At 67.8% G+C, this 15,077-nt stretch carries 16 protein-coding genes; 7 read left to right on the top strand and 9 right to left on the bottom strand.

Annotated features, from left to right (window positions below):
• Nucleotides 1–661: 661 nt before the first annotated feature.
• On the top strand, nt 662–1,957 hold the full coding sequence (locus FRZ61_RS19785; protein WP_151119351.1) for an O-acetylhomoserine aminocarboxypropyltransferase: 1,296 nt from the start codon (nt 662–664) through the stop codon (nt 1,955–1,957).
• A gap of 10 nt (nt 1,958–1,967) precedes the next feature.
• On the top strand, nt 1,968–2,765 hold the full coding sequence (locus tag FRZ61_RS19780; RefSeq protein ID WP_151119350.1) for an alpha/beta fold hydrolase: 798 nt from the start codon (nt 1,968–1,970) through the stop codon (nt 2,763–2,765).
• Between the two features lie 272 nt (nt 2,766–3,037).
• Here the strand turns inward: FRZ61_RS19780 and FRZ61_RS19775 are convergent, their stop codons facing one another.
• Nucleotides 3,038–3,502, bottom strand: a complete 465-nt coding sequence (locus FRZ61_RS19775; RefSeq protein WP_151119349.1) for an Hsp20 family protein — start codon at nt 3,500–3,502, stop codon at nt 3,038–3,040.
• 354 nt (nt 3,503–3,856) lie between these two features.
• On the opposite strand from FRZ61_RS19775, the gene FRZ61_RS19770 reads away from it, so the two are divergent.
• A complete protein-coding gene (locus FRZ61_RS19770) occupies nt 3,857–4,294 on the top strand; it encodes a DUF1465 family protein (RefSeq protein ID WP_151119348.1) in 438 nt (145 codons plus the stop codon).
• A gap of 85 nt (nt 4,295–4,379) precedes the next feature.
• On the opposite strand, the gene rpmE is transcribed toward FRZ61_RS19770, so the two are convergent.
• Entirely contained in the window at nt 4,380–4,604 is a 225-nt protein-coding gene (gene rpmE, locus FRZ61_RS19765; protein ID WP_151119347.1) for a 50S ribosomal protein L31, read from the bottom strand.
• Between the two features lie 238 nt (nt 4,605–4,842).
• Here rpmE and cyaY point away from each other — a divergent pair, with 238 nt between their 5' ends.
• From cyaY to FRZ61_RS19745, 4 genes are all read left to right on the top strand, one after another.
• Nucleotides 4,843–5,169: an iron donor protein CyaY gene (cyaY, locus tag FRZ61_RS19760; protein WP_151119346.1), complete on the top strand. Its 327-nt coding sequence runs from the start codon at nt 4,843–4,845 to the stop codon at nt 5,167–5,169.
• Nucleotides 5,170–5,196: 27 nt separating this feature from the next.
• Nucleotides 5,197–7,020 carry an ABC transporter transmembrane domain-containing protein gene (locus FRZ61_RS19755; protein WP_151119345.1) on the top strand — a complete coding sequence of 608 codons (1,824 nt, stop codon included), beginning with the start codon at nt 5,197–5,199 and terminating at the stop codon, nt 7,018–7,020.
• 101 nt (nt 7,021–7,121) lie between these two features.
• On the top strand, nt 7,122–7,499 hold the full coding sequence (locus FRZ61_RS19750) for a type II toxin-antitoxin system RelE/ParE family toxin (RefSeq protein WP_151119344.1): 378 nt from the start codon (nt 7,122–7,124) through the stop codon (nt 7,497–7,499).
• Nucleotides 7,496–7,828, top strand: coding sequence for a helix-turn-helix domain-containing protein (locus FRZ61_RS19745; RefSeq protein ID WP_151119343.1), 333 nt, complete (start codon nt 7,496–7,498; stop codon nt 7,826–7,828). Before FRZ61_RS19750 ends, FRZ61_RS19745 begins: the two co-directional genes overlap by 4 nt.
• A 75-nt stretch (nt 7,829–7,903) precedes the next feature.
• Here the strand turns inward: FRZ61_RS19745 and FRZ61_RS19740 are convergent, their stop codons facing one another.
• From FRZ61_RS19740 to FRZ61_RS19710, 7 genes are all read right to left on the bottom strand, one after another.
• Nucleotides 7,904–9,067, bottom strand: a complete 1,164-nt coding sequence (locus tag FRZ61_RS19740) for a peptidoglycan -binding protein (protein WP_151119342.1) — start codon at nt 9,065–9,067, stop codon at nt 7,904–7,906.
• A gap of 7 nt (nt 9,068–9,074) precedes the next feature.
• Nucleotides 9,075–10,214 (bottom strand): flagellar motor protein MotA, encoded by a 1,140-nt coding sequence (locus FRZ61_RS19735; RefSeq protein WP_151119341.1) that lies wholly within the window; start codon nt 10,212–10,214, stop codon nt 9,075–9,077.
• Nucleotides 10,215–10,303: 89 nt separating this feature from the next.
• Nucleotides 10,304–11,602 (bottom strand): OmpA family protein, encoded by a 1,299-nt coding sequence (locus tag FRZ61_RS19730; RefSeq protein ID WP_151119340.1) that lies wholly within the window; start codon nt 11,600–11,602, stop codon nt 10,304–10,306.
• A gap of 244 nt (nt 11,603–11,846) precedes the next feature.
• Nucleotides 11,847–12,662 carry an inositol monophosphatase family protein gene (locus FRZ61_RS19725; RefSeq protein WP_151119339.1) on the bottom strand — a complete coding sequence of 272 codons (816 nt, stop codon included), beginning with the start codon at nt 12,660–12,662 and terminating at the stop codon, nt 11,847–11,849.
• Nucleotides 12,663–12,724: 62 nt separating this feature from the next.
• Entirely contained in the window at nt 12,725–13,291 is a 567-nt protein-coding gene (efp, locus tag FRZ61_RS19720; protein ID WP_151119338.1) for an elongation factor P, read from the bottom strand.
• A 176-nt stretch (nt 13,292–13,467) separates the two neighbouring features.
• Nucleotides 13,468–14,046 (bottom strand): thiamine phosphate synthase, encoded by a 579-nt coding sequence (locus FRZ61_RS19715; protein ID WP_191909114.1) that lies wholly within the window; start codon nt 14,044–14,046, stop codon nt 13,468–13,470.
• A gap of 63 nt (nt 14,047–14,109) precedes the next feature.
• A complete protein-coding gene (locus tag FRZ61_RS19710) occupies nt 14,110–15,030 on the bottom strand; it encodes a class I fructose-bisphosphate aldolase (RefSeq protein ID WP_151119336.1) in 921 nt (306 codons plus the stop codon).
• Nucleotides 15,031–15,077 lie beyond the last annotated feature (47 nt).

Raw genomic sequence — 15,077 nt, 5'->3', positions numbered from 1 at the left:
ACAACTCTCGGTAATGATGATCGTCAGACAGGTTCGTTCAGCGAACCTCTCTCTTGGGTCCCTCGGATCCATGTTTGCGCCTCCCTGTCTGACTTGAGCCGCCCAGCATCGCTCGGCGGCTCTTTTTTATGTCCAGGGCAGCATTCCCATCGAGGAACTATTTTCTGGACGCGACGCAAGGTTAATAACAGCGTCGCTGCGGCGACATCGCGAGGCTCGGCATCTGTGGCGCCGCTGCATCTGTTGCCGGAACAACACCACATCCGACAGCCGACGTAGGAGATTGACGATCGCAGCGCGGCCCCTCGGGCGCATCGCCAACATATATCAATATTCCGCTGCGCGTTTCGCGGGTGGAAGCGGGAGATCGTTACAAGTCAACCACAATCTCGTCTTGACGATGCGGCCTTCTGCCACCTAACGTTCCCCGCGCTGAAGCAAGTTAGACAGGTTGAGGCTCAGATAAAAAATAGGCCGCCGGTCCGGAGACGGATCGAGCGGCCTTCTTCTTTGGGGCCGGGCTCGATTTCGATCACGGCGCTCGGCCGCCGACGCGCTTCGCCGATATCGCGCTTGCCGCCGCCGGCCGTCTGTGGTGAGAACGCGCGGAGTTCCCGCGTTCGCCCGCGAACGCCGTCTCTCCTTCGAAAGCAGCGACGCCATGGCCGATCCCAAATCGCTCAAGTTCGACAGCCTCAGCCTGCATGCCGGCCAGCGGCCCGATCCCGTCACGGGTGCGCGCGCGGTGCCGATCTATCAGACGACCTCCTATGTCTTCGACGATGTCGATCACGCGGCCTCGCTGTTCAATCTGGAGCGCACCGGCCATATCTATTCGCGCATCTCGAACCCGACGGTGGCGGTGCTCGAGGAGCGCATCGCGGCCCTCGAGGGCGGCGTGGGCGCCGTCGCCACGGCGAGCGGCCATGCGGCCTTCGTGCTCGCCATCACCACGCTCATGGGTTCGGGCGGGCATATCGTCGCCTCGGCCTCGCTCTATGGCGGCAGCGTCAACCTGCTGAAGCTGACGCTGCCGCGCTTCGGCATCGAGACCACTTTCGTCAAACCGCGCGACATCGACGGGTTCCGCAAGGCGATCCGGCCCGAGACGCGTCTCGTCTTCGGCGAGACCATCGGCAATCCGGGTCTCGAGCTGCTCGATCTGGAGAAGGTCGCCGCGATCGCGCATGAGGCGGGCATTCCGCTGCTGATCGATTCCACCTTCTCGACGCCCTATCTCAACCGTCCCTTCGAGCATGGCGCCGACCTGGTCCTGCATTCGGCGACGAAATGGCTGGGCGGCCATGGCGTCGCCATCGGCGGCGTGCTGGTCGACAGCGGCCAGTTCGACTGGGAGAAATCGGGCAAGTTCCCGACCCTGACCGAGCCCTATGCCGGCTATCACGGCGTCGATTTTGCCGAGGAGTTCGGGCCGCAGGCCTTCGTGCTGCGCGCGCGGCTCGAGGGCCTGCGCGATTTCGGCGCCTGCATGAGCCCGGCCAACGCCTTCTACATCCTGCAGGGCATCGAGACGCTGCCCTTGCGCATGGAACGCCATGTCGCGAACACGCAGAAGGTGGTGGCCGCGCTCAAATCCAACCCGGCCGTCGCCTGGATCAACTATCCGGGCCTGCCCGATCATCCCGATCACGCGCTGACCCAGCGCCTCCTGCCCAAGGGCTGCGGCTCGATGGTGAGCTTCGGCGTCAAGGGCGGGCGCGAGGCCGGGCGGCGCTTCATCGAAGCGCTGAGCCTCGCCTCGCATCTCGCCAATGTGGGCGATGCCAAGACCCTGATCCTGCACCCGGCCTCGACCACCCATCGCCAGATGGATGCCGAGGCGCTGGCGAAGGCCGGCGTGGGCGAAGACATGATTCGGCTCTCGGTCGGGCTCGAGGATCCGGCCGACATCGTGGCCGACATCGCCCAGGCGCTGCGCGCCTCGCAGAAGGCGTGAGGCGGGCACCATGGCACTCCATTTCACGGTGAACGGCCGCAAGGTCGAGGCCTCGACCGGCGGGCATGAGTTCGATCCGGCGCAGCCGGGACTGATCTTCATCCATGGCGCCGGCATGGATCACAGCGTTTGGAGCACGCTCGCGCGTTATTTCGCCAATCACGGCCGTGCCGTGCTGGTGCCGGATCTGCCGGGCCATGGCGGCAGCGAGGGGCCCTTGCTGGAGACGATTCCGGCCATGGGCGAATGGGTGCTGAAGCTGGCCGAAGCCGCGAAGCTCCAGTCGCTGGCGCTCGCGGGCCACAGCATGGGGGCGCTGATCGCGCTCGAGGCGGCGGCCCAGGCGCCGGAGCGGGTGAAGAGCCTGGCGCTCCTGGGCGCGGCCACGCGCATGCCGGTCCATCCCGATCTTCTGTCGGCGGCGCGCGCCAACGACCACCGCGCGATCGACATGATCGTCTCCTGGGCCCATGGGCCGGTCGGCACCATCGGCGGCCAGCGCGCGCCGGGTCTCTGGACCCTGGGCGGCGGGGTGCGCGTGCTGGAACGCGGGCCCAAGGGCGCGCTCGCGAACGATCTCGCCGCCTGCGACGCCTATCAGGGCGCGCTCGCGGCCGCCGCCAAGGTCCGCTGCCCGACACTGCTGATCCTTGGCGCCGAAGACCGCATGACGCCGATCAAGGGCGCGGCACCGCTGAAGGAAGCCCTCGCCGATGCCCGCCAGATCGTGCTGCCCGAGACGGGCCACATGATGCAGACCGAACGCGCGAACGAGACGATCGCGGCGCTGAAGACGCTGCTAGGGTAGGGGCGAGGCGAGGCCGCGCGGCTGCTGTATCGCTCTCGCCGCGTCTTCGTCGTCATCACCGCACGGCCCCCGTCATCCCCGCGAAAGCGGGGATCCATGGGTGGGCCAAAGCAGGGCATCGACTTGGGCCCCCGCTTTCGCGGGGGTGACGAAGAAATATGTGATGGCGGCCGTGCTCCTCCGGCCCAAACGAAAAGAGCCGGACGATCGCTCGTCCGGCTCTCCTTCATTCGCGCCCGATCAAGCGAGCGCGGTCTCGGTCGAGAATGGCGTCAGGCCGCCTGGTTCTCGAGCACGGTCGCCGACTTCGGCGCCGTGGTCTCGATCTTGACGGTGCGGGGCTTCTTCGCCTCCGGCACTTCCTTGACGAGATCGACATGGAGCAGGCCGTTCACGAGGCTGGCCCCGGCGACGCGGATATGTTCCGCGAGCTCGAAGCGCCGCTCGAAGGCCCGGCCGGCGATGCCGCGATGGAGGAACTTCGTGTTCTCCTCGGTCTTGGCGATCTTGCCGGTCACGACCAGGCTGTTGTCCTGGGCCGTGATGGTGATGTCGTTCTCGCCGAAGCCCGCCACCGCCATGGTGATGCGGTAGGCGTTCTCGCCGGTCTTCTCGATATTGTAGGGCGGATAGGAACTCTGGCCCTCATCGGCGCGCAGCGCCGATTCGAGCAGACGCGTCATGCTGTCGAAGCCGACAGTGGAGCGGTAGAGCGGGGAAAAATCGAAAGTACGCATGGCCATATTCTCCTTTGAGCCATATGGGTTCCGATCCCGAGGGTCACTCTGGAGAGTCGATCCTCGGCCGTTACGGTCGTCCGCCGGGCCCGGTCATCGGCGCCCGACAACCCCGATATAGGAAGGGTTTATCCGACTGCAAGGGGGGCGAAGGGCTTGAAATGCCGAGATTTAAGGCACCCCGTCACGAAGCTTTCATCTTGCATCCCGCGTCAAAGAGTTTCTTAATGCCGGCGGGTCAGGCTGGGCGAGCACGCCCGCCGGCCTACCAGGGGAACGCCGACGAAAGAGCGCGGGACAAACGCGCCGGCCTCGATCTGCCCGTTCGGCGGAAAATCAGGACAACGCCTGCCAATGACGAAAAGCCCGACGCCGGTCGCCTTTTTCGACCGCACCTATGACGAGACCCTCCTGCTGATCCGCGAGGCCCGCGAATATTTCGCCGAGCGCCAAGGCCAGTCGGCGAGCGTGAGCCGGGCCGCGGTCGAGCTGGTGACGAGCTGCGAATCCATGCGGCTCACGGCGCGGCTCACCCAGATCATGGCCTGGCTCCTGGTGCAGAAGGCGGTCCATGCCGGCGAGCTCACCCGCGACGACGCGGTGAAGCCCGAGCACCGGCTCGGCGGGCGGAATGTCTGCGAGATCGAAGGGCCGTGGAGCGAGTTGGGCTTGCCGCAGCGGCTCCAGGCGCTGCTGTCGCGCAGCCTCAGCCTCTATAACCGCGTCGCGCGGCTCGACGACATGGCCGCCGGCCTCGCGACCGGCCCGGGGTTGCCGGCGACGCGGCACTGAGCGCCTCGATCCGGGCCTGAAACGAAACGGGACGCCGCTCCATCGGAGGGCGCCCCGGAAACTTGCAGCCGGAAGAGGATCGGCGTCAGTTCTTGATGCCGAGGCCCGAGAACCGCTTCTTGAACTTGGCGAGCTGGCCGCCGCTATCCACCAGGCGATGGATGCCGGTCCAGGCCGGATGCGACTTCGGATCGATGTCGAGCCGCAGCGTGTCCCCGGCCTTGCCGTAGGTCGAACGCGTCTTGTAGCTCGTGCCGTCGGTCATCACGATGGTGATCTCGTGATAATCGGGATGGATGTCCTTCTTCATGATCCTGGCGCTCCGTCGCGAGAGGGGCGGGTTATAGGCCAAGCCCCGCCCGGAACGCAACAGTTCTGCGGGAAGTCCGGCCTGCGGCCAAAAAACGCATTGTCCTTCATGGGCTTGGCTCACGGCCCCGTGACCCGGCGCCGCCTTGCCAAGGGCGCCCGGGAGGCCTAATCAGGAGCGCCCGGGAGCCGGCCGACAGGCGCCCGGGACTGGGTCTCCGGGAACTCCTCTTTTGCACATGCCGCCGATGGACGAAACCAGCTTCGAGCGCGCCGCCGAGAAGACGCTGCAGCAATTGATGACGGCGCTGGAGGAGGCGCTCGGCGACGAGGCCGAGGTGGATCTCCAGGGCGGGATCCTGACGGTCGAGCTCGAGACGGGCGGCACCTACCTCTTCAACATGCACCGGCCGAACCGGCAGATCTGGCTTTCCTCGCCCAGGAGCGGCGCCTGGCATTTCGATGCCGATCCGCGAGCGCCCGGACAATGGGTCGCGACCAAGGGCGGCGAGCGGCTGCAGGACCTCCTGGCGCGCGAGCTGAACACCACGCTGGCCTTCGACTGAAAGACGGGCAGGGACGCGAGCGACAGCATGACCTATCAGACCAGCACCAGCACCCGTGCCCGCGATGCCGGCCGGCCCGGCAGCCGCAAGCTCGGCACGCTCTGGCAGCTCGCCCGCTTCCTCAGGCCCTACAAGCTGCAGCTCGTGGGCGCCTCGATCGCGCTCATCGTCGCCGCCTTCACCGTGCTGGGGCTGGGGCAGGGGCTGCGCAGCCTGATCGACAGCGGCTTCGGCACCGGCGACACGACCCTGCTCGACAAGGCCGTGATCCTCATGATCGGCGTGACGGCGCTGCTCGCGGTCGCGACCTATGCGCGCTACTCGCTGGTCTCCTGGGTCGGCGAGCGCGTGGTCGCCGATGTGCGCCGCGCGGTGTTCGACCATGTGGTGACGCTGAGCCCGACCTATTTCGAGACCACGCGCGCGGGCGAGGTGCTCTCGCGGCTCACCACCGACACGACCTTGCTGCAGGTGGTGGTGGGATCCTCGGTCTCGGTGGCGCTGCGCAACGGCCTCATGTTCCTGGGCGGAGCGGCGATGCTGGCGATCACCAGCGCCAAGCTCACCGGCCTCGTCTTCCTCGTGGTGCCGCTGGTGATCCTGCCGATCGTGGTGTTCGGCCGCATGGTGCGCAAGCGCTCGCGTGCCACGCAGGACCAGATCGCCGCCATCAGCGCCGAGGCGAACGAGGTGCTGCAGGAGATCCGCATCGTGCAGGCCTTCAACCACGAGGCGGAGGATCGCCGGCGCTTCGGCGGCCGGGTCGAGGCCACCTTCCAGACGGCGCTCTCCTATATCCGGGCCCGCGCGCTCCTGACGGCGCTGGTGATCTTCCTGGTCTTCGGCGCCATCAGCGTGATCCTCTGGATCGGCGGCCATGACGTGCTGGCGGGGCGCATCAGCGCCGGCCAGCTCTCGGCCTTCGTGTTCTATGCGGTGGTGGTGGCGGGCTCGGTCGGCTCCATCAGCGAGGTCTATGGCGATCTCCAGCGCGCGGCCGGCGCCATGGAGCGCCTCTCCGAGCTGCTGCAGGCCGAGCCCGAAATCCGGGCGCCCTCGATGCCGGTGGCGCTGCCCGAGCCGCCGCAGGGCAGGCTCGCCTTCGAGAATCTGCGCTTCTTCTATCCCAGCCGGCCCGATCGCGCGGCGCTCGATCATGTGAGCTTCACGGTCGAGAAGGGCGAGACCGTGGCGCTGGTCGGCCCTTCCGGGGCGGGCAAGACCACGCTGTTCCAGCTGCTCTTGCGCTTCTACGACCCGCAGGAAGGCGCCGTCCGGCTCGACGGCATCGATCTGCGCCAAGCCGACCCGGCCGCGGTGCGCGCGCGTCTCGGGCTGGTGCCGCAGGAGCCGGTGATCTTCTCGGGCTCGATGCGCGAGAACATCCGCTATGGCCGGCCCGGCGCCAGCGACGAGGAGGTCGAGGCGGCGGCCGAGGCGGCCTACGTGCTGGAATTCGCGCGCCAGCTGCCGCAGGGGCTCGATACCGAGCTCGGCGAGCGCGGCGTGCGGCTCTCGGGCGGCCAGCGCCAGCGTGTCGCCATCGCCCGCGCGATCCTGCGCGATCCCGCCGTGCTGCTGCTCGACGAGGCGACCAGCGCGCTCGATGCCGAAAGCGAGCGCCGCGTGCAGGAGGCGCTGGAAAAACTCATGACGCGTCGCACCACCCTCGTCATCGCGCATCGCCTCGCCACCGTGCTCAAGGCCGACCGCATCGTCGTGCTCGACCAGGGCCGCGTGGTGGCCACCGGCAGCCATGCCGACCTCATGCGCATGGACGGCCTCTATAAGCGCCTGGCCACGCTCCAGTTCGACCAGCCCCTCGCGGCCGCCCAGGCGGCGCGGGGGTAGTTTCTCCCGTCATCACCCACGCCGGGTCCTATCGTGGGCTAGCCCGAAGCGCGCGGGTATTTGCTCCTTGTAATATTATGGTGGAAGCACCATAATAAACCATGGAAGACGGACCGGCACGGCCTTTGGAATGGGTCGGGTCGAGCAGGGACGATTTAAGAGGGTTTCCTGACGACGTTCAGGATCATATCGGCTTTGCCCTCTATCAAGCGCAACTCGGATCGAAACACCGCGATGCCAAGCCGCTGACGGGCCTTGGTTCGGGCATCTTGGAAGTCGTATCGGACTTCGATGCGAACAGCTATCGGGCCGTTTACCTGGTCAGGTTCCGTGATGCGGTTTATGTGCTTCATGCCTTCCAGAAGAAGTCAAAGCGAGGCATCGCTACACCAAAGGCCGAGATCGACCTGGTGAAGCGAAGGCTCAAGGCGGCGGAACAGCACTACCAAGCGACTTACGGAAAGGGTTTGAAGCGATGAGCGGGAAAGGCGACACCCGTATCGAGCGCAGCTCCGGCAATGTCTTTGCAGATCTTGGCCGGCCGGATCCCGATCTGCACCTTCTGAAGGCCGGGCTTGTCAGCCGGATTGACCAGATCATCCGCGAGCGTCGCCTGACCCAGGTGCGTGTCGCGGAAATCCTGGGTATCTCTCAGCCCGACGTCTCGCGCCTGCTGCGAGGCAATTTCCGCGATTACTCCGTGGAGCGCCTGCTGCGCCTTCTCACATCTCTCGGCCGGGATGTCGAGATCGTGATCCGCAAGCCCCGCGCCCGACGGCAGGGACGGTTGAGCATCGAGGCTATCTGATCGGCGGCGAAAGTCTGGCGGACGGACGGCGGCCGTTCGTTGCCGTCCCGATGCTCGCTGTGCGGTCGCCCGCTCCTACCGCTGATCGAGCTTGAGCTCGATGCGGCGGTTGCGGGCGTAGGCGTCCCCGTTCTCGCCGGCGTCGAGCGGCTGGAACTCGCCATAGCCGGCGGCGACGAGGCGCTCGGGCGGGACGCCCTGGGAGATCATGAATTTCACCACGGCGATGGCGCGCGCGGTCGAGAGCTCCCAGTTCGAGGCGAATTGCGGGTTGCTGATCGGGCGCTTGTCGGTGTGGCCGTCGACCCGTAGCACCCAGTTGATGTCGGTCGGGATCTTGGCGGTGATGTCGATGAGCGTCGCCGCGAACTTGGCGAGCTGGTCGCGGCCGGGATCGCCCAGATCGGCCGAGCCGCTGGCGAAGAGCACCTCCGACTGGAACACGAAACGGTCGCCGACGATGCGCACGTCGGGCCGGTCGCCCAGCACCTCGCGCAGCTTGCCGAAGAACTCGGAGCGGTAGCGCGCCAGCTCCTCGACCTTGCCGGCGAGCGCCACATTGAGCTTCTTGCCGAGATCGGCGATCTGGACGTTCTGCTGCTCGACATTGGCCTGCGAGACGTCGAGCGCCACGGAGAGCCGCGCCAGCTGCTGGCGCAGGGCCGTGAGCTGCCGGTTCATGATCTCGATCTCGCGTTGCTGGTCGTCGGTCAGCTTCTCGGCATCGGCGAGCTTCTGCTGGTTCTCGGCCTGGCCTGCGTCGAGCTTCCTCATCAGATCGTCGCGCAGGCTCTGCAGCGCGGCGATGTCGCCCAGGAGCGCTTCGATCTTCTGCTTGTCGGCCTCGATCGTCTTGTAGGCGTCGGCGAGCTTGTCGTCGGCCGCGGCCCCGCCGGCCTTGAGCGCGTCGCGCTCGCCGGTGACGGCCGCGAGCTGCTGGGCCAGCGTGTCGCGATCCTGCACCGAGGTCTGGAGCTGAGTCGAGATCTCGGCGAGGTTGAGCCGGAGGTCGGCCGTGGTCTTGCGCTCCATCGCCAGCAGGTCGGAAAGCTCCGAGAGCTGCTGGCTCATCTGCTCCAAGGCCTTGTTGCGGCCCGAGAGCGCGTCGGAGAGGAAGAACTGCGCGACGACGAAGACCATCAGCACGAAGATGACGACCATCAGCAGGGTGCTGAGGACGTCCACATAGGCGGGCCAGGGCTCGAAAGGCCGCCTTTGGCTGCGGGCGAGGCCGGCCATCGCGGGGCTACTGGCCCTGCTCGGCGAGCGCCGCGATGGTGCGGGCGAGCAGCTTGATCTCGCTGCGGATCTCGCCCACCGCCGTCTGCCGGCCCTTGGACACTTCCTCGATCAGCCGGCCGAAATTGTGATCGAGATTGCGCAGATGCGTGCGGCTCTGGTCGTCGATGCCGAAGGAACCGCGCTTCAGGTTGTCGGAAAGCGCAGTCAGCACCGGCTGCAGCGCCGACTGGCTCTCGGCGATCTTGACCATGAGCTGCTGCTCGGTGCGCATCTGCTCGGCCAGCAGCGACAGGCGGTCGACCAGCGTCTTGGTCACGTTGTTCGATTGCTGGCGCGCATCCTCGGACTGGCTCAGCAGCCGCTGGAAATTGTCGAGGCCTTCGGCCGTCTGCTCGAGCAGGGCCTGGATATAGGCCGGCACCGGCTGCTCGCCATCGGCGAGCGGGCCGCCGGTCGAGAGCCGCGTCTGGCCGGCGAGCCAGTCCTCGAGCTCGTTATAGAAGCGGTTCTGCGCCTGGCTCGCCTGCAGCTCGAGGAAGCCCAGCAGGAGCGAGCCGGCGAGGCCGAACATCGAGGCGCTGAAGGCGGTGCCCATGCCCGAGAGCGGGGCCTGCAGGTTGGCCTTGAGCTGGTTGAAGAGCACGCCGACATCGGCCCCGGGATTGACGCTGATCGCGGTGATGGCGTCGGCCACGGCGCGGATCGTGCCCAGGAGGCCCCAGAAGGTGCCGAGCAATCCTAAGAACACCAGGAGCCCGATCATGTAGCGCGAGATGTCGTGCGATTCCGACAGGCGCGACTGGATGCCGTCGAGGAGCGATCGCAGCCCCTGCGCGTTGAGCCGCAGCCTTCCCTGCCGGTCGCCGATCATCGCCGCCATCGGCGCCAGCAGCCGCGGATGCATCGAGGAGGTGATGACGTTGCCGCGCTTATAGAGCTCGATCCATTCGATCTCGCGGTAGAGCGCGATCACCTGCCAGAAGATGAAGCCGATGCCGGTCAGGAGTACCAGCAGGATGCCGCTGTTGAGGCCCGGATTGTAGGAGAAGGCGCGGGCGAGGGGCCCCGCCAGCAGGCCTGCCACCACGGCGACGGCGAGCACGCTGAAAGCCATCAGGAGGAGATATCGCCGGGGTGGGGTCATGGGCGGCCTCTACACCTCGCGCTCGGCTGGCATGGTGGGGTGGCTTCGGGGGCGGCCTGTCGCGCCGCGGCAGGCTCGGCGGCGCAACCTCAGCCTCCGGGAGTCAGGGTCACGATATCGACGCGGTCGGCGGGGTCGCCCTCGACCTTGTTGCCCAGCGCGCGCACATCCATGCGCGTGCTGCGAATTCCCTTGTCGATCAGGTAGGCGCGCACGGCCAGCGCGCGCGAAAGCGAGATGCGCCGCGCGCGGCTCGCCGTGTCCTCGGTGCCGCTGGCATAGGCCATGAGCTGGAGGCGCAGGGCCTGGTTCTCGTCCATCTTCTGGGCGATCGTGTCGAGCTGCTGCGTCGCCTCGGGCGGCAGCTCGGCCGACCCTTCGGGGAACAGGATCTGGGTCTTGTCCTGGGCGGGCTCCGCCGCCGGCGTCTCGGTGCTGCCGGTCTGCGAGGAATCCGCGGCCGGCGCGGTCGCGTCGCCCGAGGGTTGGGTCGCGGGTGCCGTCGTGGCGGCCGGCGCCTCGCTGCCGGAGGGTGCGGTCGTGCTGGTGTCGTTCTGGGCGACCGTGGTCGCCGCCTCGCCTGTATCGCTGGCCCCCGTATCGGTCGCGGCGGTGGCCGCGGCAGCGCCCGCCGTGCTGGCGGTCGTCACCGCGGCCGTGGCGATGGCCGGCGCATCCGCGGAGCTCGCGGTGCCGGCGGTCGAGGCGGCCGCGGTCTGGGTTGTGGAGACCTCGGTCGTGGTCGCCGCGTCGTTGCTGGCGACGGTGGTGCTGGTCGCCGTGGCTTCCACGACCGGAACGGCGCTGCTGCCGGTCGCGGTGTCGCCGGCGCCGCTGTCGCTGACGGTCGAGGCCGGCGCCGCTTCGGCGACGGTTTCCGGGGGCGATGCGGGCACGGACGCGGCCAGCTTGGTCTCGGGCTCGGCCGGCTTCAGGGCCGGCGTGACGAAGGCCACGGGCTTCACGACCGCCGCCGCCACGCTGCTGGGCTTGGTCGCCACGTTGTCCGCGACCGAGGGCGACGGCTTGTAGGGGACCGTCAGCCGGCTCACCGGTGCCGTGCTCGGCGGCGGGAGCAACTGGCCGCTGTCATAGGGGCTGCCGGCGGGACTCGCGGTCTGGACCGGCGTGACCGGCGCCGCTTGCGGCGCCCCCAAGGGTTGAAGCTGCGTGCCGTAAGGCTGAAGGCTGCCATAGGGCTGGGTATAGACCGGGACCGAGGGGACGCTGCCCGGGGCCTGGGGCGATGCCGGCGCCGCGCTCAGCTGGTCGAGCACGCCGTAATCCACCACCACGCTGGTGCCGCCGCCATATTGCTGCGCCTGGACCGGCAGCGCGGCGCCCAGCGCCAGGGCGGCAACCCCGCTCGCCAATCGGATCCGTCGCATGAGGCCGTATCCCGGAATGACAGAATCGATCATCGCGTCGCGCCGAGTTCCGAGCATGGGCCGCCTGCTGTTATTCCCCCTGGAGATTCAAGACTATAGCCAAGGGCCTGCGGGCGAACAACCGATATGCCCGGGTCTTGGCGGCAGTGGCGGGGGAGTTTCCGCCGATCCTGTGAAGCAAATAAGGCCGAAATAAGGGTTGCCGACTCGTGAAGAGGGGCCGCGACTCGGGCCGGCGCCGGCATCAGGAGCGGCCGCGCGGCCGCGCGTCGCCGGGCGAGAGCAGGCGCTGGATCGTGGCATGGAGATGATCGTTGGCGGCCAGCACGCTGCCCGAAGCCAGCATCTTCTCGCCGCCGTCGATCTCCGTCACATAGCCGCCGGCTTCGCGCACCAGGAGAATCCCGGCCGCCATGTCCCAGGCGTTGAGCCCGTTCTCCCAGAAGCCCTCATAGCGCCCGGCTGCCACATAGGCGAGGTCGAGCGCCGCCGCGCCGAAGCGCCGGACGCCCGCGACCTTGGGCATGACCGCGGTCAGCTCCGTCGCGAAGGCCGAATGGTCGCCATGGGCCTGGAACGGGATGCCGGTGGCGAGCAGCGCCTCGCCCAGGTTGCGGCGCGAGGAGACGCGGATGCGCCGATCGTTGAGATAGGCGCCGACGCCGCGCTCGGCCCAGTAGAGCTCGTCCTTGACCGGATCGAGGATCACGCCCGCCACGATCTCGCCGGCGCGCTCCAGCGCCACCGAGATGCAGAAATGCGGCAGCCCATGGAGGAAGTTGCTGGTGCCGTCGAGGGGATCGACGATCCAGCGATGCTGGCCGTCGGTGCCGGGCGTGGCGCCGCTCTCCTCCATCAGGAAGCCATAGGTCGGGCGCGCCTTGCCGAGCTCCTCGCGCAGCGCGCGCTCGGACTTGAGATCGGCGGTCGAGACGAAGTCGCTGGGCCCCTTGGGCGAGACCTGGAGCTGCTCGACCTCGCCGAAATCGCGCTTGAGGCCGCGCGCCGCGCGGTCCACCGCCTTGATCATGACGTTGATGATGGGCGAGCGCGTCGCCATTCGCCGTCGCTCCGAAAGCAATCGCGGGCCCGAAGGCCCGCGAGGAAAGGAAAAGCCGGGGTTCAGTCCTTGGCGCGTTCGACGTAGCTGGAGTCGGCGGTGTTGACCACGACGCGCGTGCCCGCGCCGATATGCGGCGGCACCAGGATGCGCACGCCGTTCTCGAGCTTGGCGGGCTTGTAGGAGGAGGAGGCGGTCTGGCCCTTCACGACGGGATCGGCCTCGGTGATGGTCATGGTCACGGTGCCGGGCAGCGCCACGCTCAGAGGCTGGCCTTCATAGCTCTGGATCGTGACCGTCATGTTCTCCTGCAGGAACACATGCGGTTCGCCGATCGCCTCTTCGTTGAGGGTGATCTGCTCGAAGGTCTCGTTGTCCATGAAGGTGTAGTCGGAGCCGTCCTGAAAGAGGAACTGATACTCCTTCTCCTCGAGCTGGACCTTCTCGACCACGTCGCCCGAGCCGAAGCGCTCATTGACCTTGGTGCCGTCGCGGATGTCGCGCAGCTCGGCCTGCAGGTAGGAGCGCCAATTGCCCATCTGCACGATATGGATCTTCGCGACCCGCCACAGCCGGCCGTTATACTCGATGACGTTGCCGCCACGAATTTCGTTGCCCTTGAGCTTCATCGTCGGTCGCCCGTTCTTGCGTTCTTAAAAGATGTATGGGGGGTCAAAATGAGGCGCGGACCCTACCAAACTCGCCCGCCCCGAGTAAATGGCCGGGGAAGGCGCGCAATTGCCGCGCCCGAGGCCCCGAAACCGCCGCCGCCACCGCTCTGCAAATGGCGGGTTTGGCTGGGTTTTCAAGCCTGCGGGCGGATCGCCGCAGCCAGCGCCCGCAGGGCCGGGGCGGGGTCGTCCGGGGTCCAGAGCGAGGCGGCCGGCAGAACGAAATCGGCGCCGGCCTCGGCGAGGCTCCGGGCCTCTTCGGGCGAGGCGACACCTTCGGCCACGCAAGGCACCGTCATGAGGGCGGCCCACCAGCCGGTGAGATCCATCAGGTCCTCCGCCTCGCCCGCAAAGCTCACATAGTCGGCCTCGGCTTCGCCCGCGACCATGGCGTCATGGCGCGAGAGGTTGCAGGCGATGCCGAGGATGCGCTCGGGCCCGAGCTCGCGGCGCAGCCGGTCGGGCTTCGCCGGCAGGGCGGTCAGGTGGACGCCGTCGATCCCGGTCGCGGCCACCAGGTCGGGGCGATCCTCGACCAGAAGGGCGATGCCCTGGGGCTGGACGCGGGCCGCGATGCGCTTCAGCAGCCCGCGCGCGGCGCCGTCATCGAGGCCGGCGACCGAGAGCCGGAGGCAGGCGATGTCGATGCCCGCGGCCAGCGCCCGGTCGAGACGGGGCTCGAAAGCGGCGAGCCCGCCCGCGTCGAGTGACACGGACGGGCCCGGAAGATAGAGCCGGCAGAGAGGCTCGGATGCGTCTTGCGCGGCCAGGGACGGTTACTCTTCGCCCTTGTAGATGCGGATGATCTGGTCGAGCAGCTTCAGCGCTTCCTCGCGCGGGCGCTGGAAGGTGTTGCGGCCGATGATCGAGCCGGTGCCGCCGCCGTCGCGGATGGCGCGCGCCTCCTCGACGATCCCGGCCGCGTCCTTCGCGGCACCGCCCGAGAAGACCACGATGCGCCTTCCGTTGAAGGAGGACTGCACCACATGGGCGATGCGCTGGGCCAGGGTGCCCACCGGGATCTTCTCCTTCTCATAGACCTTCTTGGCCTCGGCCTGCTCGAGATGGGCGGTGGGCGGCTTCACCTTGATGATGTGCGCGCCCAGGAGCGCCGCCATATGGGCGGCATAGGCGGTGATGTCGATCGCGGTCTCGCCGTCCTTGGAGAGTCCGCCGCCGCGCGGATAGGACCAGATCACGACGGCGAGGCCCACCGACTTCGCCTCCTCGGCGAGCTCGCGGATCTCCTCCATCATCTCGAAGCAATATTCGGAGCCCGGATAGATGGTGAAGCCGATGGCCGAGCAGCCGAGCTTGAGCGCATCGCCGACCGAGCCGGTGACGGCCTGGTCCTTGGCGCCGGCGAGGCTGTTCGAGCTGTTCACTTTCAGGATGGTCGGGATCTGGCCGGCGAAGCTGTCGGCGCCCGCCTCGATCATGCCGAGCGGGGCGGCATAGGCCGAGAGCCCGGCATCGATGGCGAGCTGGTAGTGGTAATGCGGATCGTAGGCCGCGGGGTTGGGAGCGAAGCTGCGCGCCGGCCCATGCTCGAAGCCCTGGTCCACCGGCAGGATCACCAGCCGGCCGGTGCCGCCCAGGCGGCCCTGCATCAGGATGCGGGCGAGGTTGGCCTTGGTCCCCGGATTGTCGCTCTCGTAGTTCGAGAGGATCTTGCGGACCTTCGGGGTCATCTTCATGGGCGGCGGGCTCCCGGTTGATGGGGTCTGGAACGGCGGAGCATCGG

The sequence above is a fragment of the Hypericibacter adhaerens genome, from assembly GCF_008728835.1.
GTDB lineage: Bacteria > Pseudomonadota > Alphaproteobacteria > Dongiales > Dongiaceae > Hypericibacter > Hypericibacter adhaerens.
Note: the sequence above shows the minus strand (reverse complement) of the source record. Positions and strands in the feature narration are given on the sequence as shown.